Source organism: Pseudarthrobacter sp. LMD1-1-1.1 (assembly GCF_040676255.1).
Taxonomy (GTDB): Bacteria; Actinomycetota; Actinomycetes; order Actinomycetales; family Micrococcaceae; genus Arthrobacter.
The window spans coordinates 632,957-657,944 of sequence record NZ_JBEGHP010000012.1 but is presented as its reverse complement, the minus strand read 5'-3'; the positions used below and the strand labels follow the sequence as shown (position 1 = coordinate 657,944).

Annotated in this window: 24 protein-coding genes; 11 read left to right on the top strand and 13 right to left on the bottom strand. The window is 67.6% G+C overall.

Features of this window, described 5'->3' with window-relative positions:
- Positions 1-3 precede the first annotated feature (3 nt).
- The 6 genes from MRBLMD1_RS08645 to MRBLMD1_RS08620 all read left to right on the top strand — a co-directional run bounded on the left by MRBLMD1_RS08645 (position 4) and on the right by MRBLMD1_RS08620 (position 5,314).
- Positions 4-1,560 carry a long-chain-fatty-acid--CoA ligase gene (locus tag MRBLMD1_RS08645; protein ID WP_364398839.1) on the top strand — a complete coding sequence of 519 codons (1,557 nt, stop codon included), beginning with the start codon at positions 4-6 and terminating at the stop codon, positions 1,558-1,560.
- Positions 1,561-1,639: 79 nt separating this feature from the next.
- Positions 1,640-2,473, top strand: coding sequence for an aldo/keto reductase (locus MRBLMD1_RS08640; RefSeq protein ID WP_364398837.1), 834 nt, complete (start codon positions 1,640-1,642; stop codon positions 2,471-2,473).
- A gap of 132 nt (positions 2,474-2,605) precedes the next feature.
- Positions 2,606-2,872 carry a GlsB/YeaQ/YmgE family stress response membrane protein gene (locus tag MRBLMD1_RS08635; RefSeq protein WP_043451908.1) on the top strand — a complete coding sequence of 89 codons (267 nt, stop codon included), beginning with the start codon at positions 2,606-2,608 and terminating at the stop codon, positions 2,870-2,872.
- A 126-nt stretch (positions 2,873-2,998) separates the two neighbouring features.
- Positions 2,999-3,421: a YtxH domain-containing protein gene (locus MRBLMD1_RS08630; RefSeq protein ID WP_224024478.1), complete on the top strand. Its 423-nt coding sequence runs from the start codon at positions 2,999-3,001 to the stop codon at positions 3,419-3,421.
- A gap of 217 nt (positions 3,422-3,638) precedes the next feature.
- Positions 3,639-4,868: a DUF222 domain-containing protein gene (locus MRBLMD1_RS08625; protein ID WP_364398834.1), complete on the top strand. Its 1,230-nt coding sequence runs from the start codon at positions 3,639-3,641 to the stop codon at positions 4,866-4,868.
- On the top strand, positions 4,865-5,314 hold the full coding sequence (locus MRBLMD1_RS08620; protein ID WP_364398832.1) for an HNH endonuclease signature motif containing protein: 450 nt from the start codon (positions 4,865-4,867) through the stop codon (positions 5,312-5,314). Before MRBLMD1_RS08625 ends, MRBLMD1_RS08620 begins: the two co-directional genes overlap by 4 nt.
- Before the next feature lie 188 nt (positions 5,315-5,502).
- Here MRBLMD1_RS08620 and MRBLMD1_RS08615 read toward each other — a convergent pair whose 3' ends face one another.
- Positions 5,503-6,360, bottom strand: coding sequence for a putative protein N(5)-glutamine methyltransferase (locus MRBLMD1_RS08615; RefSeq protein WP_224024471.1), 858 nt, complete (start codon positions 6,358-6,360; stop codon positions 5,503-5,505).
- A gap of 210 nt (positions 6,361-6,570) precedes the next feature.
- Between MRBLMD1_RS08615 and MRBLMD1_RS08610 the strand changes: the two genes are divergently transcribed.
- Entirely contained in the window at positions 6,571-7,632 is a 1,062-nt protein-coding gene (locus MRBLMD1_RS08610; RefSeq protein ID WP_224024469.1) for a lactonase family protein, read from the top strand.
- A 187-nt stretch (positions 7,633-7,819) separates the two neighbouring features.
- A complete protein-coding gene (locus MRBLMD1_RS08605) occupies positions 7,820-10,966 on the top strand; it encodes an alpha-amylase family glycosyl hydrolase (protein ID WP_364398829.1) in 3,147 nt (1,048 codons plus the stop codon).
- Positions 10,967-11,036: 70 nt separating this feature from the next.
- On the opposite strand, the gene malQ is transcribed toward MRBLMD1_RS08605, so the two are convergent.
- A complete protein-coding gene (malQ, locus tag MRBLMD1_RS08600; RefSeq protein WP_364398827.1) occupies positions 11,037-13,259 on the bottom strand; it encodes a 4-alpha-glucanotransferase in 2,223 nt (740 codons plus the stop codon).
- A 171-nt stretch (positions 13,260-13,430) separates the two neighbouring features.
- On the bottom strand, positions 13,431-14,165 hold the full coding sequence (locus MRBLMD1_RS08595; protein WP_159633931.1) for a GAF and ANTAR domain-containing protein: 735 nt from the start codon (positions 14,163-14,165) through the stop codon (positions 13,431-13,433).
- A 178-nt stretch (positions 14,166-14,343) separates the two neighbouring features.
- On the opposite strand from MRBLMD1_RS08595, the gene MRBLMD1_RS08590 reads away from it, so the two are divergent.
- The 3 genes from MRBLMD1_RS08590 to MRBLMD1_RS08580 all read left to right on the top strand — a co-directional run bounded on the left by MRBLMD1_RS08590 (position 14,344) and on the right by MRBLMD1_RS08580 (position 16,351).
- Positions 14,344-15,390 (top strand): aldo/keto reductase, encoded by a 1,047-nt coding sequence (locus MRBLMD1_RS08590; protein ID WP_159633934.1) that lies wholly within the window; start codon positions 14,344-14,346, stop codon positions 15,388-15,390.
- A 36-nt stretch (positions 15,391-15,426) separates the two neighbouring features.
- Positions 15,427-15,960 carry a DUF488 family protein gene (locus MRBLMD1_RS08585; protein WP_236560905.1) on the top strand — a complete coding sequence of 178 codons (534 nt, stop codon included), beginning with the start codon at positions 15,427-15,429 and terminating at the stop codon, positions 15,958-15,960.
- Between the two features lie 94 nt (positions 15,961-16,054).
- Entirely contained in the window at positions 16,055-16,351 is a 297-nt protein-coding gene (locus MRBLMD1_RS08580; protein WP_224024459.1) for a DUF3040 domain-containing protein, read from the top strand.
- Here MRBLMD1_RS08580 and MRBLMD1_RS08575 read toward each other — a convergent pair.
- The 10 genes from MRBLMD1_RS08575 to MRBLMD1_RS08530 form a co-directional block, all read right to left on the bottom strand.
- Positions 16,271-17,302, bottom strand: coding sequence for a DMT family transporter (locus tag MRBLMD1_RS08575; RefSeq protein ID WP_414703684.1), 1,032 nt, complete (start codon positions 17,300-17,302; stop codon positions 16,271-16,273). The two genes, MRBLMD1_RS08580 and MRBLMD1_RS08575, sit on opposite strands and share 81 nt — an antisense overlap.
- A 41-nt stretch (positions 17,303-17,343) precedes the next feature.
- Positions 17,344-17,955 (bottom strand): TetR/AcrR family transcriptional regulator, encoded by a 612-nt coding sequence (locus MRBLMD1_RS08570; protein WP_364398821.1) that lies wholly within the window; start codon positions 17,953-17,955, stop codon positions 17,344-17,346.
- A gap of 64 nt (positions 17,956-18,019) precedes the next feature.
- Positions 18,020-18,634: a gluconokinase gene (locus tag MRBLMD1_RS08565; protein WP_364398819.1), complete on the bottom strand. Its 615-nt coding sequence runs from the start codon at positions 18,632-18,634 to the stop codon at positions 18,020-18,022.
- Positions 18,631-19,707, bottom strand: coding sequence for an L-idonate 5-dehydrogenase (locus tag MRBLMD1_RS08560; protein WP_364398818.1), 1,077 nt, complete (start codon positions 19,705-19,707; stop codon positions 18,631-18,633). Before MRBLMD1_RS08560 ends, MRBLMD1_RS08565 begins: the two co-directional genes overlap by 4 nt.
- Positions 19,707-20,477 (bottom strand): SDR family oxidoreductase, encoded by a 771-nt coding sequence (locus MRBLMD1_RS08555; protein ID WP_364398816.1) that lies wholly within the window; start codon positions 20,475-20,477, stop codon positions 19,707-19,709. The genes MRBLMD1_RS08560 and MRBLMD1_RS08555 overlap by 1 nt, the downstream gene beginning before the upstream one ends.
- A complete protein-coding gene (locus tag MRBLMD1_RS08550) occupies positions 20,474-21,415 on the bottom strand; it encodes a 2-hydroxyacid dehydrogenase (RefSeq protein ID WP_159633949.1) in 942 nt (313 codons plus the stop codon). Before MRBLMD1_RS08550 ends, MRBLMD1_RS08555 begins: the two co-directional genes overlap by 4 nt.
- Before the next feature lie 45 nt (positions 21,416-21,460).
- Complete coding sequence (locus MRBLMD1_RS08545; RefSeq protein ID WP_159633952.1) at positions 21,461-22,222, bottom strand: SDR family oxidoreductase; 762 nt, start codon at positions 22,220-22,222, stop codon at positions 21,461-21,463.
- Positions 22,223-22,365: 143 nt separating this feature from the next.
- On the bottom strand, positions 22,366-23,379 hold the full coding sequence (locus MRBLMD1_RS08540; protein ID WP_364398813.1) for a biotin-dependent carboxyltransferase family protein: 1,014 nt from the start codon (positions 23,377-23,379) through the stop codon (positions 22,366-22,368).
- Entirely contained in the window at positions 23,376-24,107 is a 732-nt protein-coding gene (locus MRBLMD1_RS08535; RefSeq protein WP_159633958.1) for a 5-oxoprolinase subunit B family protein, read from the bottom strand. The genes MRBLMD1_RS08540 and MRBLMD1_RS08535 overlap by 4 nt, the downstream gene beginning before the upstream one ends.
- 2 nt (positions 24,108-24,109) lie before the next feature.
- Entirely contained in the window at positions 24,110-24,895 is a 786-nt protein-coding gene (locus MRBLMD1_RS08530) for a LamB/YcsF family protein (protein WP_159633961.1), read from the bottom strand.
- Positions 24,896-24,988 lie beyond the last annotated feature (93 nt).

Genomic DNA, 24,988 nt, shown 5'->3' with positions numbered 1-24,988 from the left:
GCCATGACCAACAACAACTCCCCTGACGGCTTCGCCACCATCTCCGTCGCTGCCGTCCTGGCAGAATCAGCCAAGAGGAATCCTGACAGCATCGCCCTCGTTGTGGACGAGGACCAGGTCAGCTACGCCGACCTGTGGAGCCAAACCCGCGCGTATGCCGGTGCACTGCGGGCGCGGGGAATCGGCCCGGGAGACGCCGTCGCCGTCCTGATCCCCAACGTCCCGGACTTCGCCCGGGTGTACTACGCCATCCTTTCGCTGGGCGCCATCGTTGTCCCGGTCCACGCCCTGCTCAAGGCCCGCGAGATCGAGTACGTCCTGCAGGACAGCGGCGCCAGGCTGCTCATCTGCGCCGCTCCCTTGCTCACGGAGGGCGCCGCCGGTGCTTCAGCCAGCGGGGTCGATGTGCTGACGGTCATGGCTCCCGACGACGGCGGGCTTCCGCGGCTGGAAGCGGAGGCGGCCGCCGCGGAGCCGATCCGGACGTACGAACCCTGCCGCCCATCGGACACGGCCACCATCCTGTACACCTCAGGCACCACCGGCAAGCCCAAAGGCGCACTGGGCAGCCACTTCGCCCTGGTGGAACAAACCAGCGTCCTGCTGACCAGCGTGATGGACTTCCGGCCCGGCGACGTCCTGTTCGGCGGCCTGCCGCTCTTCCACACCTTCGGCCAGACTGTGGTGCTGAACACGGGCCTTCGCGCCGGGGCCACCATCGTCCTCATGCCCCGGTTCACCGGCCCGGACGCCTTGAAGCTGCTGGCGAAGCACGACGTGAACATCTTCCTGGGCGTCCCCACCATGTACGTGGCACTCCTGGAGGCCGCCAAGACCGTGCCGGATCGGCCGGCGGCCCTGCGCTACGGCATCTCCGGTGGAGCCTCGCTTCCACTGGCAGTGATGGACCGGTTCCGTGACGTCTTCGGCGTGGAGATCCATGAGGGCTACGGCCTCACCGAGACGTCCCCCGTTGCGGCCTTCAACCACGTGGGCATGCAGCCACGGCCCGGCACCATCGGTATCCCGATCTGGGGAGTTGATATCGAAATCGCCCGCCCTGAGGTGACGGAGCGGATCGAATTGCTGCCCAACGGGGAACTCGGCGAGCTGGTGATCCGCGGCCACCTGCTGATGAAGGGCTACCTCAACCGGCCTGAGGCCACCGCCGAGGCCGTGGTGGACGGCTGGTTCCGCAGCGGGGACCTTGGCACCAAGGACGACGACGGCTACCTCACCATCGTGGACCGCAAGAAGGACATGATCATCCGCAACGGCTACAACGTGTATCCGCGGGAGGTGGAGGAAGTCCTGCTGACACACCCTGCAGTTGTCAGCGCCGCCGTTTACGGCATCCCGCACGATGTCCACGGCCAGGAAATCGCGGCCGCCATCGTGCTGGACGCGGGGGCCAGTGTCACCGAGACCGAGCTGATGGACTTCGCCAGCGCCCAGCTCGCGGCCTACAAGTATCCGCGCGTGGTCAGGATACTGTCCGAGCTCCCGCTGGGACCCAGTGGAAAGATCCTGAAACGGAAACTGGCGGAGGAACCGGCCTAGGCTGCCGGCAGTATCCCCCGGCCGTCCCGAATCGCGGGCACCGGGAGCCGGGACGGCCAGGAGGGGGCAGACTGATCGCATGACACTTGCACCGCTCATCGACCTCAATGACGGCAATAGGATTCCGCAGCTGGGCCTTGGCACCTGGCCCCTGGACGACGAACAGGCGGCCGCCGCCGTCGTACAGGCCGTGGAAGCCGGGTACCGGCATATCGACACCGCCGTGAAGTACGGCAACGAACGCGGTGTGGGCAACGGCATCAGGGCCAGCGGCGTGGACCGCAGCGAGCTCTTTATCACCACCAAGCTGGACGGGGAATTCCAAGGCCACGACCGCGCCGTAGCAGGCCTGGAGGGGTCGCTGGCGCGTCTTGGGCTGGATTACGTGGACCTGCTGCTGATCCACTGGCCTCTGCCCGGCAGGGATCAGTACATCTCCACCTGGCAGACCTTTGAACGGCTGCAGGCCGAGGGAAAAGTCCGGTCCATCGGAGTGTCCAATTTCAAGCCGGCGCACCTCGAGCGGCTGATGGCGGAGACTGACGTGGTGCCTGCGGTAAACCAAATCCAGCTCAGTCCGGCCATCACGCGGTCCGCCGAGCGGGAATTCCATAGACGGCATGGCATTATTACTGAGTCTTATAGTCCGTTGGGCGGCTCGGGGGCGGGTTTGTTGGGGGCTCCCATCCTTTCCCAACTGGCGGAAAAGCATGGGAAAACCCCTGGCCAACTCGTCCTTCGGTGGCACATACAAAACGGATTGGTAACGATTCCGAAGACCGCTTCGCCGGAGCGGATGGCAGAGAACCTGGACGTGTTCGATTTCGCCCTGGATCCGCAGGATCTAGCGGAATTGTCCATCCTTGACGAGGGTCCCGGAGCGGGCAACGACTCGGACCAAACGGGACACTGAAACCAGCCTGAACTGCACTTTTTTCCAAAAACGGGGTTGGCAAAAAGATAGTAAGCATGATTACTATTGAGCCAGAAGGATGAAGTGCCTCCGGAACCTGGAGGCCTCCTTTACTTAGGAAGAGAGCTTCAAATGGGATTTATTGCATTTCTGATTCTCGGACTTATTGCTGGTGCGATCGCTAAGGCGATCCTCCCGGGCAGGCAGGGTGGCGGCTGGGTCATCACTCTGATCCTGGGCGTCGTTGGCGCATTGCTCGGTGGCTGGCTGGGCGGGATGATCTTCGGCAGTGGACTGCAGGAGTTCTTCTCGATCCAGACGTGGCTGCTGGCGATCGTCGGCTCGCTGATCGTCCTTGCCATTTACGGCATGGTCACCAAGCGCAGCGCCCGCGGATAACTGTACGGGCAAGCCAGGAAGCCGGCCTGGGGACATCATCCCCGGGCCGGCTTTCATTTTCCCCGGCAACCGGCGCCCGCTGCCCCGGCCGGGACTGACAACCTTCTCGCAGAGCAGGAGATCATCGTGAAAAACAAGCTTCTTTTGGGTGTAGGCGTTGCCGTGGGATACGTCCTCGGTTCGCGGTCAGGCCGCGCTGCTTACGACAAGCTGAAGGCCCGCGCGGCCGGCATCTGGGACAGCAAGCCGGTGCAGGACAAAGTGTCCGTGGCGACGGAAACCATCAAGGAAAAGGCGCCTGAAGTGGCAGACCAGCTTGGGGAAGCCGCACGCAGGGCAGGCACTGTGATTGGCTCTGCGATGCACCGTGACGGCGCATCCGGTGGCGGCCAGGCCTCAGGACCCTCTACTGCTGCCCCTGGTACTTCGACCGGCACTTCCGGGACCGGCGACGCCGGCGCCCTGGGCGGGGACCACATCCCAGCCCACAGCACCCACCCGGAGACCACCAACCTTGGTACCTCCGATGGGAACGGCACGAAGTCCTAGTTGACTCTTCACCGGTCATTCATGACGCGGGTCCCGCCGCATGACATGGGAATGACCAGCCGTTGTGCTACAACTGAATCGCCTTGCCGGCCGTCGCGATCCTTGGGGGACGCGGCGGCCGGCAGTGTTTAAGGGTGGATCCACTACGGTTCGCGCGTTTTCCACATAGGGGTCTTTGGGTCTCTTCGTTGTCAGTGGTGGCTGGCAGAGTGTGGTTATGGAGGCCATTGGGGAGCATCTTGGTGCGGCGTACGGCCGGAAAGCGTACGACGCCGGCAGCTGGCTGCCGCGCCCGGCCCACCTTCATGCGGTCCCAGGGGAGGCTTCACAGCACCGGGCCACAGGTCCTGGCCACCCGGACCTCCTGGCTGGGTTGGCGGTCCGGATCGCGGCCGTTGCCGTGGCCGCCCCGGATGTTCTGGCGTCTGCCTCTTATCTCGAGGCCGCCGAGTTCGCCGCCCGCGCCGAGGACCTCGCCCGGAGCGTGGAGTACCTGCAGCTCCTGGGCGCCGGGGCGGTGGACCGGACCCGCGCCCAGGCCATCACCGACGCCGCAGCCACGACCCGTGCCGCCCGGTCCGCCGCCGTGGTTGAGACCGACGCGACCTGGCCCAATCCGCCCGCCGGTCCCGGCCACCCGGTGGTGTCACCGGCCGATGAGGGGTGCCGGAACACCGCAGAGTTCCTCCGCCTGCGCCTGCACATCCCCATCAGGGAAGCCCGCCGCCGCCTCACCCTCGCCCACCAGGTCCTCCCGGCCACCAGCCTCACCGGCGAACCACTCCCACCAGCCCGGCCCCACCTCGCCGCCGCAATCACCCCCACCACCACAGGGGCCACCGAGACCGGGACCGGGATCACGTCCCCGGCCGGGTACGGACCTGCCGTGTCCTCGCACGCCGCCGCCCTCATCACGGCAACCCTGGACCGGCTCCAGCACCACACCACCGCCGAGACCCTGGACACGATCGAACACCACCTCACCACAGCCGCCACCACCACCGACCCTGACTTCCTGACCCGCGTCGCCCAACGCTGGACCGACACCATCGACGCCGACGGGAGCGAACCCACCGAAGAAGCCCTCCGCCACACCCAGGGCGCCTTCATCCGCAAGCCCCGCCACGGCCTCCACCACCTCGAGATTTTCGCCACCACCGACCAATACGAACACCTCCTCACCGTCATGAACACCGCCACCAACCCCCGCACCGCCGGGGACAAGGCGGCAGGATGCCAACCCGGCGGGATTGACCTGGACCGGCGCACCCGCGCCCAAAAACAACTCGACGGACTCATTACCGCCGCAAAACAGCCCTCACCACCAACACCCTGCCCACAACCGGCGGCAACCGACCCCACATCATCGCCACTATCAACTACCAAGACCTCTTCCCCCCCAACCCCGCCACACCCACAAGCAAAGACCACAGCGCAGAAACAGTGACAGGTACGGGGACCTTCGCCTTCACCGGACCCGTCCCCGCCGCCACGCTCCGCAAAGTCGCCTGCGACGCCGACATCATCCCCGCCCTCCTGGGCACCACCGGCGAAATCCTCGACCTCGGCCGCAAAACCCGCCTCTTCACCCCCGCCCAACGCACCGCCCTCACCACCCGCGACCAAGGCTGCGCCTTCCCCAACTGCACCACCCCCGCACCCTGGTGCGAAGCCCACCACATCACCTACTGGTCCCACGGCGGGCCCACCACCACCAACAACGGCGTCCTGCTCTGCAGCCACCACCACCACCTCGTCCACAAAGAACAATGGACCATCACCACCACCCCCGGCACTCCAGCCTTCATCCCCCCACCCCACATCGACCCCACCCAAACACCCCAACAAAACCACTACTTCAAACCACCCCCGCCACCCCACCCTCGGCAATAATGAAGGCTGGCTGGAAAGACGTTGCTTGAGGCATTGCTTCGGCCATTCGGTGCGCACTTTGAGGCCTGGCAAGATCTGCTAACACGCGCACTTTCAGGAACGGCAGCTGGAGGGGTAGCAGGAACGGCCGCTAGCAGGTTTCACAAACGGCAGCGATAGGTGGGCGCGGCCCACGGAAAGCCACTGCCTTACGCCGCGCCCACACCTTGGGCCGGCAGGCGTCCGACGACCACCGTCCCGTCCAGTTCTTCCGACCGCACAGTACGAACCGCGAACCCGGCTGCGGCCAGGATGCCGGAGGTCCCGGCTGCCTGCTGCTCACTGGTCTCGATCAGCAGATGACCGTGGGGAGCCAGCCAGTGAACGCCTTCGGCGGCGACCCGTCGGTGGAAGTCCAGGCCATCCGGGCCTCCGTCGAGCGAGGCAGCGGGTTCGTACAGGCGGGCTTCCGGCGGCATGGTGCGAATTGCACGCGTAGGGACGTACGGAGCGTTGACCGCGAGCACCCGGACCCGGCCGGGCAGCGCGGCGGGGAGGGCTGCGAACAGGTCACCCGCATGGACATGGCCGCCCAGGGGTTCCAGGTTCCGCCGGGCACACCTTACGGCAGCAGGCTCGATATCCGCTGCATGCAGCTCCACCTGCGGGGCATGGCGAAGGATGGCGGTTCCCACGGCCCCGGATCCGCAGCAGAGATCCACCACCACCGGGGGTGCCGGCAGTGCGGCATCCGCCGGGAGGGCCAGGGCGTCCTCCGCCAGCAGGTCCAGGGCCGCGTTGACCAGGAGTTCCGTGCGTCGCCGCGGCACGAAAACGCCGGGCTCAACCACCACGCGGCCGCCGGCAAATTCAGCCCAGCCCAGGATGTGCTCGAGGGGGACGCCTTCCACCCGCTGCTGGATATTGCGTGACAGTTCCGCGGGGCCGGCGCCCTCAGCGAGGAGGAGCCGGGCCTCATCTTCGGCGAAAACACAGCCTGCGGAACGCAACTGGGAGACGATCTGGTCGTAGCCCAGCTGCGGGGATTGGCCGTGAGCAGCCGGCAACCCGTGAGGAGGCTGAACGCCGCCCTCCCGCCAGCCCACGGACACCTCCACGCGGGCTAGGCCCAGGTCTCCGAAGGGCTCCGGGTGGGGAAAATCGACGTAGCTGCAGCCATAACCGCGCCCGCCTCCCTTCTGCCACTGCCGGAAATCCCATGCTAATCGGCGGCCCGGGGTACGGGAATAGGGGCGAAAGCTTGGCAGGATTGGACCATGACCAACGGCGCAGCCACCAACAATCGGGCCAGCAACATCCTGTGGATCGGCACGTATACCCCCGACGGCGGCGGCCGTGCGGACGGCATCGGCGCTGTCCGCGCGCACCAGGACGGCAGCCTGGAATGGTTGGGAACGGCTGTCGAGGCTCAATCGCCGTCGTTCGTTGCTGTACACCCGACCCTTCCTGTGGTGTACGCGGCGGCTGAGCAGCGCAGGAAGGTCCGGGCCTACCGCCGGCACGGCGAGGCCGCCCTGGAACCCTACGGGGAACCGCAGCCGGCCGGTGAGGCCACCTGCCATGTTGCCGTTGACCCGCACGGCCGCTTTGTCACGGCCGCGTGCTGGGGCGACGGGCAGGTCCTCCTCTACGAGCTGGATTCCGACGGCGGCATGGCCGGGCGGTTCCCCGCCGCACCGTCGGTTGATCCCCACGCGGCCCTTTCTCCCGGCAGCCCGCGGCAAAGCCGCGCCCACGCCAGCCTGATGCTCCAGGACGGCCGCGTGATGACCACAGACCTGGGCCATGACACCCTCCGCATCTGGACCTACCAGCCGGGCGCCGGGCTGGTGGCGGACCACGAGGTGGTCCTCCCCTTCGGCTGCGGCCCGCGGCACCTGGTGGAGCACCCGAACGGGAACGTCTTCATCGTGTCGGAGTACTCCGTGGAAGTCTTCGTGGTCCGTCCCGAGGCCGGCACCTACGAGCTGGTATTCCGGGGACCTGCAACAGCGGGAGGAAGCCAGCAAGGCGACTCCGCCGCCGAGATCTGCCTGGGCCCGCGGGGGAACTTCGCCTATGCCGGCGTCCGCGGCTCCAACCTCATCAGCGTCCTGGAGGTTGCCGGGGATGGCACCGAACTGGTCCCCGTCAAGGACTTTGACAGCGGCGGGAACTGGCCGCGCCACCACGTGGTCCGCGGAAACTGGCTCCATGTGGCGCACGAACGATCACACAACATCGCGACCTTTGAACTGGATCCCATCACCGGCCTTCCCGGACGGGTGCTGCACACCCTGCATGCAGCCTCGCCCACCGCGCTGGTAGCCGCCGGCTAGCACTGCAGGTCCCGGCGGAAAGTTACCGCGCCAGCGCGCTCCCTAAACACTGGAGTAAATCAGTGCAAGCGCTTACAGTTGTGACTTGGTTCACAAGACAGCATGCTGTCCTTCGAACCCTCCTGCCGCATCCCCATGTCAACGGCAAGCCTGTACAGCAGCGCTGCTTCCCAGGAAGGTCTCACCCTTGTTATTCCGCACCCCTCCCGGCGCGCCCCCACGCGCCCACCTGCCGGCAGGTCCGGCGGGGACACCGCATCCCCCAGCCACCCAGCCACCCCGGAAACGCTTTGCTGTCCGGTCCGCCGCCGGCCTCCTGGCGGCCGCCGTGGCCGTCTCCGCAGCAGTCCTCCCGGCCCAGGCCGCCCCCAACGGTCCCGGTTCCAACGGCCCCGCCAGCAGGAACCAGGGAGCCGCGCCCGCCCTGCATTCGCTGCGTGGTCCCGTGACGGATGAAAACTTCTACTTCGTCATGGCGGACCGGTTCAGCAACGGCAGTACCGCCAACGACCAGGGCGGCCTTGGCCCCGATCCCATGGTCTCCGGCTTCGACCCCACGAAAAAAGGCTTCTACAACGGCGGCGATCTGGCAGGCCTCCGGAACAAGATCGACTACATCCAGGGCCTGGGCACCACGTCGATCTGGCTGACCCCCAGCTTCAAGAACAAGGCAGTCCAGCCGGAGGACAAGTCAGCCGGCTACCACGGCTACTGGGTCACCGACTTCACCCAAATCGATCCGCACCTGGGAACCAATGACGAACTCAAGGCCCTGATCGACGAGGCCCACGCACGCGGCATGAAGGTCTACTTCGACATCATCACCAACCACACCGCTGACGTCATCGGCTACCAGGAGGGCGACCGCAAGGGCTACGTGTCCAAGGACGCCGCCCCATACAAGACGGCCTCCGGCGAACCCTTCGATGACCGCGACTACGCCGGCACCGGGACCTTCCCCCAGTTGGACGCGAACACCTCATTCCCTTACAAGCCCGTCCTGGCACCCGGCGAAGAAAACCTCAAAGTGCCGGCCTGGCTGAACGACTCCACCCTGTACCACAACCGGGGCGACACCACCTTTACCGGCGAGGACTCCATGTACGGGGACTTCTTCGGCCTCGATGACCTGTTCACCGAAAACCCCAAAGTAGTGCACGGCATGGAGGACATCTACAAGTCCTGGATCGGCGACTTCGGCGTGGACGGCTTCCGGATCGACACCATGAAGCATGTCAACAACGAATTCTGGCAGGAATTCGGCCCCAACGTGCTCAGCTACGCCAAAGAGCACGGCAAGGACGAGTTCTTCATGTTCGGCGAGGTCTTCGACACCACCAAGAGCTTCACGTCCCAGTTCACCACCCGCAACAAGATGCAGGCAGTCCTGGACTTCCCCTTCCAGGATGCGGCCCGCAACTTCGCGTCCAGGAGCCAGGACGCCAAGGCGCTGCAAACCTTCTTCGCCGGCGACGACTGGTACACCGACGCCGACTCCAACGTCTACGAGCTCCCCACCTTCCTGGGCAACCACGACATGGGCCGCATCGGCAGCTTCATTGCCCAGGACAACCCGGCTGCCGGCGACGCCGAGAAGGTGGCCCGGGACGAGCTGGCCCACGAGCTGATGTACTTCTCCCGCGGCAACCCGGTGGTCTACTACGGCGACGAGCAGGGCTTCACCGGCCCCGGCGGCGACCAGGACGCCCGCCAGACGCTCTTCGCCAGCAAGGTGCCGGAGTACCTTGACGATGACCTGCTGGGCACCGATGCCACGCACGCCACGGACAACTTCAACCCGGGCCACCCCCTGTACGCCAAGATCAAGGAGCTGGCTGCCCTGACCAAAGAGCACCCGGCGCTGCGGAACGGCGCCCACCAGCACCGCTACGCCTCGGACGGCCCCGGCATCTACGCCTTCTCCCGCACGGACGCCCAGGACCAGCGCGAATACGTGGTGGCCCTGAACAACAGCGCCCAGCCACAGACGGCCGAAGTCCCCACCTACATTGCCAAGCGCAGCTACACGCGCATCTACGGCGAAGGGGCCGACGAAGCCAAAACCTCGGAGGACGCCAAGCTGACGGTCACTGTGCCGCCGCTCTCCGCCGTCGTCTACGAATCCTCGGGGCGGATCCCGCACTCAAAGGCTGCACCCGCCGTCGCCCTCCAGCAGCCGGCCGCAGCCCCAAGTGACAACGGGCGCATCAACGTGACGGCCGACGTCGACGGTTCTTCCTTCTACGAGGTCACCTTCGAGGCCCGCACGGCAGGCGGCCAGTGGCAGCCGATCGGCACGGACGACACCGCCCCCTACCAGGTGTTCCATGACGTCGCGGCCCTGGACGCAGGGACGCCCCTGGAGTACCGCGCCACGGTGCTGGACAACGGCGGCCACACCGCCACCAGCCAGAGCCGCCAAGCCAGCGTCCCCGCGCCCGTCCTGACCCTGCAGAAGCCGGCCGAAGGCAGCAGCGTGGAAGGAAAGGTGGAACTTAGCGCCACCGCCGATCCGGAGAAGGCCAGCTACGTAGTGACCTTTGAGCGCAGCGTGAACGGCGGAGACTGGACGGCGGTGGGCACGGATTCGTCGTCGCCCGTGTACTCGGCAACCGATGATGTCTCCACGCTGGCCGACGGCACGAAAGTCCAGTACCGGGCCGTCATGGCCGGCACGGGCTTCAGCGTCACCAGCGGCACCAGGACCGTCACGGTCGGCCAGGCGCCGCAGCCGGACTCGGTTACGGTGGCCGGATCACTGAACCAGGCCATGGGCTGCACCGCGCAGTGGGATCCCACGTGCCAGCAGGCCAAAATGGTCCTGGACCCGGCGGACCGCATCTGGCGGCTGACCGCCGACCTGCCGGCCGGGAAGTACGAGTACAAGGCAGCGCTCAACGGCGGCTGGGATGAAAACTACGGTGCGGACGGCCAGCTGAATGGCCAGAACATCGTGCTGGACCACCCCGGCGGACCGGTCACGTTCCGCTACGACAACAGCACGCACCTGCTCAGCGCCGTCTATGCGTCCCAGCAGCCGTCCGCCGTGGCGGCGGCGGGAAGCATGGACAGCGAGCTGGGCTGCGCCACCGACTGGGAGCCGGCCTGCCAGCAGGCCCAGCTGGTCCTGGACCCGGCAGACCTCGTCTGGAAGCTCACCGTGCCTGATCTGCCGGCGGGGACCTACGAGTTCAAGGCGGCCCTCAACAAGTCGTGGGACGTCAGTTACGGGGCCGGCGGGGCAACGCCCGGGGCCAACATCGTGTTTGAGCACGACGGCGGCCCGGTCACCTTCCGGTACGACCACTTCACCCACGTGATCACCGCAGGCTAGGCCGGCGGAACAAGCACGATGGCCCCGCCGCTTGAGGAAGCGGCGGGGCCATCGTGCTTTGATCAGCTGCTCAGGGTCTGTGCAGGGATCCCTCCACGGCGGCGAGCAGCCCGTTGAACCGCTTGTTGCCGGGAAGGTCGTCAAGGTAAACCGGCCTGCCGTCCGGGCCGCCCAGCGGAACCTGCCAGTTGGGGTACAGGGCTTCCGTAGTTCCGGGCTGGTTCTGGAGCCGCCGCTCCCCCACCGCGTCCACCAACGCCACGCCCAGCAATACAGACGGCGACTGGGCCAGCAGGAGGTGCAGCGCCTCGATGGTGTGCTCCTCCGCCGACTGCTGGCCCGGCCCGGCGGCAGTCACCTCTGAGAGGTAGCCGCGTTCGCGCAGCAGGGCGAACATTTTCTCCAGTGACGCGTTGTGCTTGGCCCGCTCTTCCTCTTCGGACCGCTCCAGCAGCCCCAGCCGGCTCCGCAGCCCCACATGGTCGCCGGCAAGGTAACCGGCCGTGGGCGGAAGGTCATGGGTGTTCACGCTGGCGAGCGCCTGCGTGCGGTACTTTTCCGGCGCAAGGGGCGAATCGCCGTCGTACTCAAACCACAGGATTGACGTGCCCAGGATGCCGCGGGCCGCGAGGTAATCACGCACCCAGGGCTCGAAGGTGCCCAGGTCCTCGCCGATCACCACGGCACCGGCGCGGTGCGCCTCGAGGGCCAGGATGCCGATCAGGGCCTCGTGGTCGTAGCGGACGTAGGCACCGTCCCCGGGCGCATTTCCCATGGGGATCCACCACAGCCGGAACAGGCCCAGGATGTGGTCCACGCGGATGCCGCCGGCGTGGCGCAGCACGTTGGCCAGCATGTTGCGGAACGGTTCGTAGCCGGCTTCGGCCAGGCGGGCGGGGTGCCATGGCGGCTGGCCCCAGTCCTGGCCCTGCTGGTTGTACATGTCCGGCGGCGCGCCCACGCTGGTATCCGGCGCCAGCACACGGCCCAGGGTCCACGCGTCGGCACTGTTGTGGTCTACGCCGACCGCGAGGTCGTGCACCACGCCCAACCGCATCCCGGAGCGGAGGGCCGCCTGCTGGGCGTTTTTCAGCTGCTCATCGCAGATCCACTGCAGCCAGCGGTGGAACCCGATCCGGTCCGCCAGCTTCTCCCGCAGCGCCTCCGCCTCCGGGGTTCCGATGGCGCACGCCGGATCCACCCACAACGGATCACCGGGGGCCAGGTCCTCGCGGATGGCGGACCAGAGCGCAAAATCGTCCAGGCCGCTGCCGGAGATGCGGCAGAACTCCTCGAAGGCGGCTTGCCGGGAAGGTGAACGCCGCGTGTGGTAGAGCATCTCCAGTGCCTGCAGCTTGGCCGCGTAGACGGCGTCCCGGTCCAGCCGCACACCGTCCCTGTTCAGGCCGGCCACTTCCTCGTGCAGCTTTTCCAGCGCCGCCCGTTTCCGGGGCCGGAGGTACGCCAGCTCGGGGATGGCCTCGATGCGGATGTACAGGGGGTTGAAGAACCGGCGGGTGGACGGCGAGTAGGGCGAGGGCTGGACGGGCGGGACCGGCTCCGCCGCGTGCAGCGGGTTGACCAGCACATAGTCGGCCCCGCGTGCACCGCTGATGGCCGCCAGGTCCGCCAGGTCCGCGAAGTCGCCGATGCCCCATGACCGCTTGGACCGGACCGAATACAGTTGCGTGGCCAGCCCCCAGCCGCGGCGCTCCTCCAGCGGCTTTGCCGTGGCCAGCCGGGCCGGTGTGACCACCAGGACAGCGTCGGCCGTGGCGCCTTCCGACTCCGCATGCAGGGTGTGCCAGCCCAACGGCAGGTCCTCGGGAAGGGAGAACGTGGCACGTCCGGTGGAGACGCCGTCCACCTCCCGGGGCTGGATCCAGATGTCCTGCTGGACCGCCTCCCGGGATCCGGCTCCCCCTTCAAGGGTGATGGTGAGGCTCGCGGTGGCACCGTCCCGCACATGGACCGGCACCTGCGCCGGTTCACCCTGTTTGATGACGACGGCGGCCGGCAGCATCCGTCGCCAGGGCGCCAGTTCCACCTCCGCGAGGGCGGCCTCGATGTGCTGGTTGGTGTGCGCCTCGACTCCGAGCGCTGCCAGCACCTTGATCAGGGTTGCTTCGGCAACGGAATGCGGAAGCCCGTCCCAGCCCTGGAAGGACGTGCCCACGCCATGCGCGTCGGCCAGCCGCTGCAGCAGGTGCGGATCCACCGGCCCCGGGGCAGCGGCAGGAGGGTCTGCCGGCCTCGTTGGCCGTGCTGCGTGCTGCTGGTCTGAAGCCGTCATGGGTGTCCGCCTCGTCTGTGATGGTCCCGGAACTTGCAGTGCTGCCTGTCGTGCCGGGCGCTCACACCCCCGTGCACAACCGTTGGTTCAGATTATTGCAGGGCGGCGCAGAGGCGAAACCCAGGCGACATGCAGCCGGGCGGGGAAAAGTTGGAGGGTGGATCCGGCCGGCTACGGATCGAAGTGCGTGGTCACCGGCCCGTCGCTGACCCGGCCAAGGACTTCAGCGGCCAGGTCCCGCAGCTTCTGGTTCCGGTGGCTGGACGCCTTGGTGAGCAAGGCCATGGCTTCATCCTGGGTACACCGGTTCTGCGCCATGATCACCCCGCAGGCAAGGTCGATCGTGGTGCGGTTCGCCATGGCGGCCTTCAGGTCATCCGCCAGGTTCTGTGCGTCCGCGATCCGCAGGGCCAGCCTCAGCGCCCGGCCGGCAAGGTCCGCAAATCCCTCCGCCGTGCGGATGACGTTGGGGGCAAAGACATCAGGCTCCGCGGCGAAGAAGTTCAGCGCGGCTGCCTGGTTCCGGTCCAGTGCCAAGGGTACGCCCAGCACGCTGCGGCAGCCGTTTTCGGCCAGCACCTTCTGGTAGTCGGGCCAGCGGGTATCGGTGTGGACGTCGGAGAGGACCATGGGCTGCATTGCGTCCAGGGATGCGATGCACGGCCCCTCCCCGAGGACCTGTTCCAGCTTGTCCAGCACGGCGGCCCGTTCGCTGCTGCCGGCAATGGTCGCGCTGCGCTTGCGGCGGCGGAGCGTGACCCCGCATTCGATGAAGACACCCGCCGCATCGCTGAGCGTTGACGCGGCCACAACGGAAAGCTCGGACAGGAAGTCAGCGACGTTGCTGCTGCCGATGATGAGGTCGTGCAACTGGACGAACTGTTCATCGCTGCTGAGGATGCCCATGCCCTCAATATAGGCGTAATTCGCTCCTCTTTGCGCGCCACAAAACGTCATCCCCGCTGCGCCGGTTACTCCATGCGACGAAAAGAGAAGGACTGCAACGGAAATCTGCGGCCGCCGGCCTGATCTGTGTAGCGTCGTGACAATCCAGGGCACGGCAACTGAATGGAGGAGACCGGAGATGAGCCTGAGCGAACTGCGGGTGTTCGGACGGTCGGGAACCCCCATCAGTCCCCTCACCCTGGGGACCATGAACTTCGGCGAGGGGACCGGCAACGGCCAGGGTGCACCCACCGGCGCTGACGAGAGCATCCGCATCATCCACGCGGCACTGGACGCCGGCATCACAGCGGTTGATACCGCCGACGTCTACTCGCAGGGCGAATCGGAGCAGGTGGTGGGCCGCGCACTCCGGGGACGCCGGGACGACGTCTTCCTGGCCACCAAGTTCCACGGCCAGATGAGCCCCAACCCCGCGCATTCCGGGAACTCCCGGCGCTGGATCACCCAGGCGGTGGAGGGCAGCCTCCGCCGGCTGCAGACGGACCGGATCGACCTCTACCAGGCCCACCGGCCGGACTACAACACCGACGTCCTGGAAACCATCACCACCCTGAACGACCTCATCCGCCAGGGCAAGATCCTGTACTACGGCACCTCCGTGTTCACGCCGGCGCAGCTGGTGGAGGCACAGTGGCTGGCCACCACCAACCACCTGATCCCGCCGCTGGGCAACCAGGTCCCGTATTCCATGCTGGTCCGCGGCAATGAACGCGACGTGCTGCCGATTGCCCAGCAGTACGGCCTGGGTGTCCTTGCCTACGGCCCCCTGGCGGGCGGCTGGCTTTCCGGCAGCTTCGTGCTGGAATCGGGCAAGCCGCCCACCCGCGTCCATACGCTTCCCGGCCGGTACGACCTGTCCGGACCGTCCAGTGAGCGGAAGCTGCTCGCCGCAGACTCATTGGCCCGCCTGGCGGACAAGCTGGATCTGTCCCTGGTGGACCTGGCCGTGGGATTCGCCCTGACCCACCCCGCCATCAGCAGCGTGATCATCGGCCCCCGCAGCGAAGAACACCTCCAGGCGTACCTCCGCGCGGCCGACGTCCAGCTGGGCGAGGCAGTGCTGGACGCCATCGACGACCTGGTGCCCCCGGGCACCAACTTCGTGGAACGGGATGCGGGCGCCATCGTGCCGTCCATCGAGTTCGCCGAATTACGACGACGGTAGCCGGCTTCTGCGGGCCACCCCGCCCCCGTGCCTATCATGGCTTCGATGAAGGCCCTGTTCACCGTAGGTCACGGCACCGCTTCCCAGGAGGACTTCGCCGGGTTGCTCCGCAGCGCCGGGGTGACGTCCCTGGTGGATGTCCGGATCGGGCCGGGCAGCCGCAAGTACCCGCATTTCGGCAAGGACCGTTTGGCCCTGTGGCTTCCGGAGGCGGGTATCGGCTACCGCTGGGAGAAGCGGCTGGGCGGGTTCCGCAAGCTGCTCCCGGACTCTCCGGACACGGCCCTCCGCAACGAGTCATTCCGCGCCTACGCAGGCTATATGCGCAGTGAAGACTTCCGGGCGGCAGCCGCAGAACTGGTGGCAGGCTCCCAGGCGGCAACCACCGCCATCATGTGCAGCGAAACCCTGTGGTGGCGCTGCCACCGCCGCCTCATCGCGGACCACAGCGTCCTGCTGGCGGGCCTGCCCGTTGAACACCTGATGCCGCCGGCCAAGGCAGTTCCGCATGTTCCCACCAAAGGCGTACGGGTAACGGAAAATGAGCTGCGCTACGACGTCCTGGAGTGACGGCCGTGCAGCGCCACTGGACCTATTGACTAACCGGTAGAAGGCTCCTACGGTCGATACCGTTACCGCCTCCCAGGGAAAACAGGGGCCCGCCATGCCAATGTCCGATGAGGAGCGACGCCTGCTCAAGGAGCTCGAACTGGGGCTGATCGCGGACGATCCCCACCTGGCCATGGAACTGTTGTCCGGCTATCCGGCGCGGCGTTTCCCCGCAGGCCTGTTCCCGGGGATGCTGGCGGCCCTGATCGGCGTGGTGCTCATCCTGGCTGGGGCCGGAGTCCCTGCACCGGGCGCGGTGGTGCTAGGGATCTTACTGCTGGGCCTGGGCGCCTGCCTGCTCCTGGGTCCCACGGTGCTGGCCCGGAGCGCGGGGCGGCAGCACACCGGCTGATCCTGCGGCAGGCTGTTCTTTCGCCCCCGGCTGTGCCGCTGCAGGTGATGATGCCGGACGGGTGCGTGGGGTCAGGATGAACAGGCTGGCCAGGACGACGGCGGCGCCAAGCCAGCCGAGTGCCGGAAGCCTTTCGCCCACCACCAGCACCGCCAGGACACCAGCCACCACGGTTTCCAGCAGGGAGATGCTGGTGGCGGTACTCGCCCCCACGCGGGCCAGGCCCCAGCCGAACAGGACATACCCGGCGAACATCGGAACCACAGCCATGTAGGCCCCCACGCCCGCGTTGCCCCAGGACTCCAGCAGCGGGCCGCCCGTCACCGCGAGGACAGGCATCAGGAGGAGACCGCCCAGCCCGAAGATGCTGCCCATGGCGGCCCTGGCCGTGACCCCGGTCCCCGCCAGGCGGTGCGCCGCCCACGAATACAGGGCATAGGTGGCGCCGGCCAGCAGCCCAAGGAGGATTCCCGCCGTCGGACTCCAAGCCGTGGCCTCCCCCGCAGCAGCCGGCGCAGCCGGGACAGGTGGTGACCCCGCGGCGGCATGCCCGGCAAAGGAGAGCATGGCGGCGCCGCCGACTCCCAGCAGGGCCCCAAGAATCCATTGCCTGCTCAGCGGTTTCCTGTCCGCGAAGCGTTCGATGAGGGCTGCCGCCACGGGGGCCGAGCCGATGGAGACGACGGTTCCCACGGCTACGCCGGAGAGATGCATGGAGCTGTAGAAGGCCAGGGGGTAGGTGGCCACGGCCGCGGCACCGAGCAAGACCAGGCGCCACCGTGCGAGCAGGCTGCCCGCCTGGCGGCCGATGTGCCGCGCTGCGAAGAGCGCCTGCAGCAGGCCGCCCAGTCCCATTGCCACGGCGCCAATGGCCAGCGGGCTCACGCCTGCGGCGAAGGTGGCCGCGGTCCCGGTGGTGCCCCAGAGGACGGAGGCAGCCACCACGGACATCGCTCCCCAGCGTTGGGCCTTGGGGTGGTGGCGTTCGCTGCTCACAGGGCGTCCAGCAACTGACCGGCCATGCGCCTGGCGTCCTTCAGCGGACCGTCATTGCCTTCCAGCCCGGCGCGGGCCATGGCGCCTTCGAGCAGGAACGCCAGATGCGCGGCGATGGCGGGGACCTGTTCTTCCCGGCCCTGCAGCAACGGCGATACGTGCCCGGCCAGGAGTTCCTGGACTTCCTCCTTGTGGCGGCGCACAGCGTCCCGGCCGGGATGGCCGGCCGGCAGTTCAGCCGCGGCGTTGAGCAGGCCGCATCCCCGGAAGCCGTACTGGTAGGCGAAGTTGGCGTGGTCCAGGTAGGCATCGAAGACGGCCAGGACCTGGCTGCGCGGTGTCGGCGCCGTTGCCAGCCGCTTGCGGTACAGGCCGAGCCATTCCCCGTGCCTCGCCTCAAGGTATGCGGCCACCAGGTCCGCCTTGGAGCTGAAGTTGTTGTAGAGGCTCTTTTTGGCCACTCCGGCTTCGGCCGTGATGGTGTCGATCCCGGTGGCTGTCACGCCGTTGGCATAGAAAAGCCGCGCGGCAGCGTCGAGCAGCAGTTCGCGGGCGGGGCGGCGCGCAGGGGTCGGGCTGACAGGTGATGAGAGGCCGGCAGCAGCCATGGTTCACTCCTCGCGCAGGTGGTAGGTAGACCAGTCTACCTACCACCTGCGCCAGGAGAAGTCCTCAGGCGGAGTGGACAGCCTCCGGGACAGACCCGGGGTCAGCCGGGGCCCAGGGAGCGCCTGCCTCGAGCTGCCGGGCCACCGCTTCCACAAGGACATCGAGAGGCTGGGTAATGTCGCCGAGAACGTGGGCCTCGTCCGCTGCCAACTCCTCCAGCGCGGCGAACTGGGACTCCAGCAGCGTGCGCGGCATGAATTCGTGGGCCCGGGCATCCATCCGCGCGCCGATGGTTTCCGCGCTGCCAGCGAGGTGGACGAACACCAGGTCCGGCGCGTAACTGCGCAGCAGGTCGCGGTACCGGCGCTTGAGCGCGGAGCAGGCGACGATCGGCGGCACTGTTGGCCCGCCGTCGGCCGTTCCTTCAGACAACCCGGGCGCCGCTCCAGGCAACCCGTCCTGTCCTGCAAGCAAGCTTCCCAGGCGGGCGAGCCATGGTTCCCGGTCGCTGTCGGTCAACGGAATCCCGGCGCCCATCTTTTCCTTGTTGGCGGCGGGGTGGAAGTCGTCGCCGTCGAGGAACGGCTTGCCCAGCCGGCGGCCCAGGAGGGCGCCGACGGTGGACTTCCCGCAGCCCGAGACTCCCATGACCACCAGCGGTGGCAGGTGCCCGCTCATTGGGCCTGCCCGGCGTCGCCGAAGGAGAGGAGCACCTTGCCGGAGCTGGTGGAGTCCTTGGCCACCTCGAACGCGTGGAGGGCGTCGGCCAGCGGGAATTCGTGCGTGATGACGGGCTCGATGTGCAGGGACCCGTCGGCGAGGGCCGCGATCACGTCATCGATCTCGTCGTTGAAGCGGAACGAGCCGAGCAGCTGCAGTTCGCGGGTGATGGCCAGCGAAATGGGCACCGGCTGCATGCCGGTGGGCAGCAGCCCCACCATCACCACGGTTCCGCCGCGCACCGCGCCGCGGATGGCCGAGGCCAGCCCGTGGTGGTTGCCGGAGGATTCAATCACGACGTCGGCCTCCACGGCGGCGATGGCTTCGGTGTCCGCCGCGTTGATGACCTGGTCCGCGCCCACGGCCGTGGCGATCTCCAGCGGCTTGGGATGAAGGTCGACGGCGGTGATATGCGCTGCGCCGGCGCGTTTGAGGACGGCGACGGCGAGGGCGCCGATGGGGCCGGAGCCGATGACCAGCGCGGTCTTCCCCCGGACATCCCCGGCCCTGGACACGGCATGCCAGGCGACGGACGCGGGTTCGATCAGTGCCGCGGTGCGCAGGTCGATGCTGTCCGGCAGCGGGCGGAGCATCCGGACGGGCAGCGTGACGTAGCGGCTGAAGGCGCCATCCTTGTGCGGGTAGCGGGCGGCGCTGCCAAGGTACGTGCAGCCAGGTGACAGGTTGGGCCGGTCCGCCGGATAGCGCGCGTCGCCTGGACCGGGCGTTGCGGGGTGGACGGCGACGGCGGTTCCCGCCTGCGGCCCGGAGCCATCCGCCGCCTGGCGCACCACCGTGCCGGAGATCTCATGGCCCAGGACCAGCGGCGCCTTGAGGATGGACTCCCCGGCCGCGCCGTGCAGCCAGTAGTGCAGGTCGGAACCGCAGATGCCGCCGTAGAGGACCTCGACCACTGCTTCGTGGGCTGCGGGCCGGGGCAGCGGGACCTCGTCGATCCGCAGGTCGCCGGCGGCGTGCGCCACCAGTGCCGGGCCGGTGGCGGGCAATGCGACATCAAGGGGCGTTGCCATCAGACCACCACCGTCATTCCGCCATCGATGAAGATGGTCTGTCCGTTCACGAAGTTGGAGCCGTCCGAGGCCAGCCACACCACGGGACCGGCCAGGTCCTCCACGGTGCCCCAGCGGTGGGCCGGTGTCCGGCCGAGGATCCACGAGTTGAACTCCTCGTCGTCCACCAGGTTCTGGGTCATTTCGGTGTGGATGTAGCCGGGTGCCACGGCGTTGATCTGCAGTCCTGAGGCTGCCCATTCTGCGGTCATGGCACGGGTGAGGTTCCGCAGCCCGCCCTTGGCCGCGATGTACGGGGCGATGGTGGGCCGGGCCAGGTCGGTCTGGACAGAACAGATGTTGATGATCTTGCCCCGGCCCCGGGTGATCATGTGCCGGGCGGCTTCGCGGCCCACCAGGAAGGCGCTGGTGAGGTCCGTGGAGAGGACGCGTTCCCAGTCCGCCACATCCAGGTCGAGCATGGGGACGCGGTGCTGGATGCCGGCATTGTTCACCAGGATTTCCAGCGGACCTACGTTGTCCTCGATCCAGCGAATGCTGCGGGCGGCGGCGTCGTCGTCGGTGACGTCGAAGGCCACGCTGTGGATCCGGCCGGGCGGGAAGTCTGCCGCCATGGCCGCCTCGGCGTCCTTGAGCCGCTCCGGGTTGACGCCGTTCAGCACTACTGTTGCGCCGGCGTCGGCCAGCGCCCTGGCAAGGGCAGAACCGATGCCCCTGCTTGAACCGGTGATCAGGGCTACGCGCCCCGTGAGATCGAACAACGCGCTCATGCGAAGGGTCCTTCCTGCACCAGGTTGGCCGGGGTTTGGCCGGCGGCCAGGGCCACGAGCTGCTGCTTCAGGAGTTTCAGGATCCGGGGCTCAAAGGCCGAGGCGTTGCCGCCCACATGCGGGGTGATGAGGGCGTTTTCGGCGGACCACAGAGGGTGGCCGGCGGGCAGCGGCTCGGGATCGACAACGTCGATGGCGCACTGGAGGCGGCCGGAGACCACTTCGCGGGTCAGGGCCTCGGTGCTGATGACGGCGCCGCGGCCCACGTTCACCACCAGGGCTCCGTCGGGCAGGGCGGCCAGGACGCCCCGGCCCACCAGGTGGTGGGTGTTGTCGTTCAGGGGCAGGACGGAGACCAGGATGTCGTGGTCGGCGGCGAGGGCCACCAGTTCATCCGGGCCGTGGACTTGCCCGGCGGCGTCCGTGCGGGCCGTGCTTCCCACCCGGGTGATGGTCACCTCGAAGGGTTCCAGGCGGCGGGCCAGTTCCTTGCCGATCCCGCCGATGCCCAGCAGCAGGACCTTGCGGTCGGCCAGGGACTGGCGGCGCTGCGGCTTCCAGCTTTCAATCTGCTGGTCCTTGACGGCCTGGTCGATGCCGCGCAGCTTGGCGAGGATGAGGCCAACGGCCAGCTCCGCGGTGGCAGCTGCATGGACGCCCGAGGCGTTTGCCACCGCGGCGCCCGGACCGGCCGCCTCGCAGACGCCGTCGTATCCTGTTGACTGCGTCTGCACGAACTTGAGGTCCGGGACCTTGCCCAGGGAACCCAGCACTTCCCCGGCGTTGAGGTAGGGCAGGATGACGCCGTCGATGCTGCCCAGGTCCCCACCGGGGGCCTCCTTCATGTCCCACACCACCCCGCGCAGGCTGCCGGGAAGCGGCGACAGGTCGGCCAGGAGCCGGGAATCGGGAAAGCTGACGGTGTGCACATGCTGCATGGGTGGGGACCTATCGGTTGGTGGTGGTTGAAGTGCGGGCGGACGTCAGGCGGTGGGCTCGCGGCGGTCGAAGGTCAGGCCGCCCGGGACCTGGAAGGTGGGCATGAGTTCAAGCATGCCAACATTCACGTGCCGCGGCGTCTCAATGGCGTAATCAAGGGCGTTGACAATGTCATCGGTAGTGAGCGATTCGTAGCCCTCGTAGTACGTATTCCAGGCTTCTTCCATGGCCTCGGGGCTGCCGCCCAGATTGCGGCCGAAGATTTCGGTTTCCACCCGGCCGGGGCAGATTTCGGTGACGCGGATGCGCTTGCCCACGGTGTCGTTGCGGAGCTGGCGGGAGATCTGGTGCACCGCGGCCTTGGTTGCGTGGTACACGGTGTGGCCATAGAAGTTGTACAGGCCGGCGATCGAGCTGATGTTCACCACGTGGCCCCGGTCCCGCTCCACCATGCCGGGCAGCACCAGCCGGGTGAGCTGCAGCAGCCCGCGGAGGTTCACGTCCACCAGTTCGTCGATGTCCTGCTCGGAGGAGTCCAGGATGTTGCCGGGCCGGGACACGCCGGCACAGTTCACCAGGACGTCCACCTTGAGGTCGCGGACGACGGCGGTGAGCGCGGCCGTGTCGGTCAGGTCCACCACGTGCGGGACTGCTCCCGTGCGGTCCGCCAGTTCAGCGAGGCGTTCCTCGTTGCGGGCCACCGCGTGGACGGTCAGGCCGCGCTTGGCCAGCCGTTCGGCGATGGCTGCGCCCATGCCGGTGGAGGCTCCGGTGACGAGGGCTGTTGTGTAGTCGGAAAAAGGCATTTGGTACTCCAGAAAGTGGGAAGTGACGGGCTCCTGCGTCCGGCGCGGGGCCGGGCGCAGGTGTCCCCGGTTGGCAGGGGGTTAGGGATTGCGTAGCGGTTTGTGGGTGCGGTCCTGGGCGGCGGGAAGGGCATTCATGATGTTCAGGCTCCTGACGCCGGGCTGAGTTCGTACCAGCGCTGGCCGGCGCCGATCCCGAGGAGTCCGAAGACTGTGGTCATGGTGTTCCGGAGTTTGTCCAGTTCCAGGCAGGCTGTGCGGTGCATGGCTGTTGCTTCAGCCACGGATGTCTTTCTGAAGGTGACGGTGTGTCCAGGCCTGGACTGCGCCAGGACGTCCAGGGAGCGGCTTGTGACCACTCCCAGGACCGGATAGCCCGCCGTGACGCCGCGTCCCCGGTGCAGGACCAGCAGTTCGTCCCGGGACGGAACCTCGATGGCCCCCACCGGGACACCGCGGGAGAGGACCTCGGAGGTCAGCTGGCGTTCGGGCAGTGCGCCGCCGAGCCGGAGTCCGATGTGGTTGCTTCGGGGACTCACGGTGTATTCCGTGGTGAAAAGCAGGTCTGCGGTGTCGCCGAATTCGGCCACGTCCGGCCCGTCCGTGACGTCGATGACCGGGTGGGTGGTGAATTCCGGCTTTGCCAATCCCAGCCTGAACAGGGGCAGGCCGAAGTGAGGCTGCGTGATGGGTGCGGTGGTCTTTTCCGTTGCGAGCAGGGTGCCCTCAACGAGTTTCAGTCCGAAGCCCACCACCGTGTCCGGTGCGCAACTGCCCAGCAGCATGGGGACGGTGAAGGATCCGTGGACGGCGATGTAGGCCCGGAGACCGGTGCGGATTCCGCGGACCGTCACTGTTTCGCCGGCCCGGACGGAGACGGGCTCCCACTGGGGGCAGTCGCGGCCGCCCACCGTGAGGTCCAGGGGCGCGCCGGTCACGGCGATCAGCAGGTCCGTGGTGGCGCGCATCCTGAAGTCCAGGGCGGTGAGTTCCAGCAGCGGATCATTGTCCCCGTTGCCGGCCAGGATGTTCGCGGCCTTGGCCGAAAACTGGTCCAGGGCCCCGTTGACGGGAAGTCCGAATGCAGGGCCGTTCGTCCGGCCGAGGTCGGTGACTACGGAGTGGCCGGGCTGAAGGATGACAAGTGACCCGGTCATGGCCGTGCCTCCAGGAACTGCCCCTCGAAGTGTCCGAAGTCCTCGGCGGGAATGCGGTAGAAGCGCAGTTCATCGCCGGGGACGTATGGCACCAGGGGTTCGCGTGCTGCGTCCAGGACCGTCAGGGGGGTCTGGCCGATGACGCACCAGCCTCCTGGTGCCACTGCGGGTGCGATCACGGCTTGGCGTCCGGCCACGGATACGGCACCGGCGGGAACGGACAGCCGCGGGTCCTTGAGCCTGGGGACGGCGACCGGGAAGTCTGGTCCGTCCATCATGGGAGATCCTGCCGGCGCTCCGAGGCAGCGGATGACGTAGGTCTTGGCCGTGTGCCGGGCGATGACGTCCTCAACGTCCAGGCCTTGGTGCTCCGCCACGCGGTCCAGGTCTGGCCCGTAGCTGCCGCCGTACACCACGGGGACTTCGAAGCGGCGCGGCTCCCGCAGGGCGGTGCCGGTGAAGTCCAGCTGGCGCATGCCCAGGAGCACGAAGGCCCGGACCTGGCGGGCGGAGGTGAGGTAGGGGTCGAATTCCACCAGGACGGAGTCGTAGGTGGGAACGGCGCCGTGGATGCCGTCGACGCCGGCGGCTGCCAGCCAGCCTGCCAGGGAATGGACGGTGGCCCAGTTGGTTTCTGCGTCACCGGACCGTGCCACCACGCGCAGGGCGGCGTCGCCGGACTCGTAGATGTCCAGCGTTGTCTGGCTGGTCGTCGTTGTGGCGGACATGGTCAGGAAACCTTTTGCTTTGCGGCGAGCACCTGTGCCAGCGGGGCGATGGTGACGCCTGCGGCGATCAGTTCGCTGCGGATCAGGCGGGCAAGTTCGACGGCGCCCGGGTTGTCGCCGTGGAGCAGCACCGTGTCTGCCTGGATGGCGATGTCCCTGCCGGAGGCAGTCTCGATGAGGCCTTCAGTGACCATCCGAACGGTGCGCTGGACGATGACGGAGGGGTTGTGGATCACGGCGCCCGGCTCGCTGCGCGGCACCAGGGTGCCGTCATCCTGGTAGGCGCGGTCCGCGATGCCAACGATGGCCATCCGCAGGCCGCGCTCTACCGCAGCGGTGGCGAGTTCACCGTCCTGCGCCAGGATGATCAGCTTCGGGTCCACCCGGGCGGCGGCATCAGCTACGGCTCCGGCATAGTCCGCCCGGGTGGCCACGAGGTTGCCCAGGCGGCCGTGCGGTGCCAGGTGGGAGACGGAAGCGCCGTGGTAGGCCGCAAACGCCGACAGGGCTCCCAGCTGGTAGATGACGTCGGTGCGGACTTCGTCAGCTGTGAGGTCCATCGCCCGGCGGCCGAAGCCGCGGAGATCCGGGAAGCTCGGATGCGCACCGATGCCGACTCCCGTCCTGACACATTCAGCCACGGTGGCGTCCATAATGTCAGGGTCCCCGGCATGGAAGCCGCAGGCGATATTGGCGCTGGACACGATTTCCAGCAGGGCTTTGTCGTCACCGATCGAGTAGGCGCCAAAACCTTCACCAAGATCCGCTACGAGATCGACTGTGGGCATTACGGGCCTTCCTCTGCTGGTACTGCGGGTGTAAATCAGTGTGGCAGCGGGATAGGAGCCACACAAAGACGAATGCGGTATCACGCTATAGGG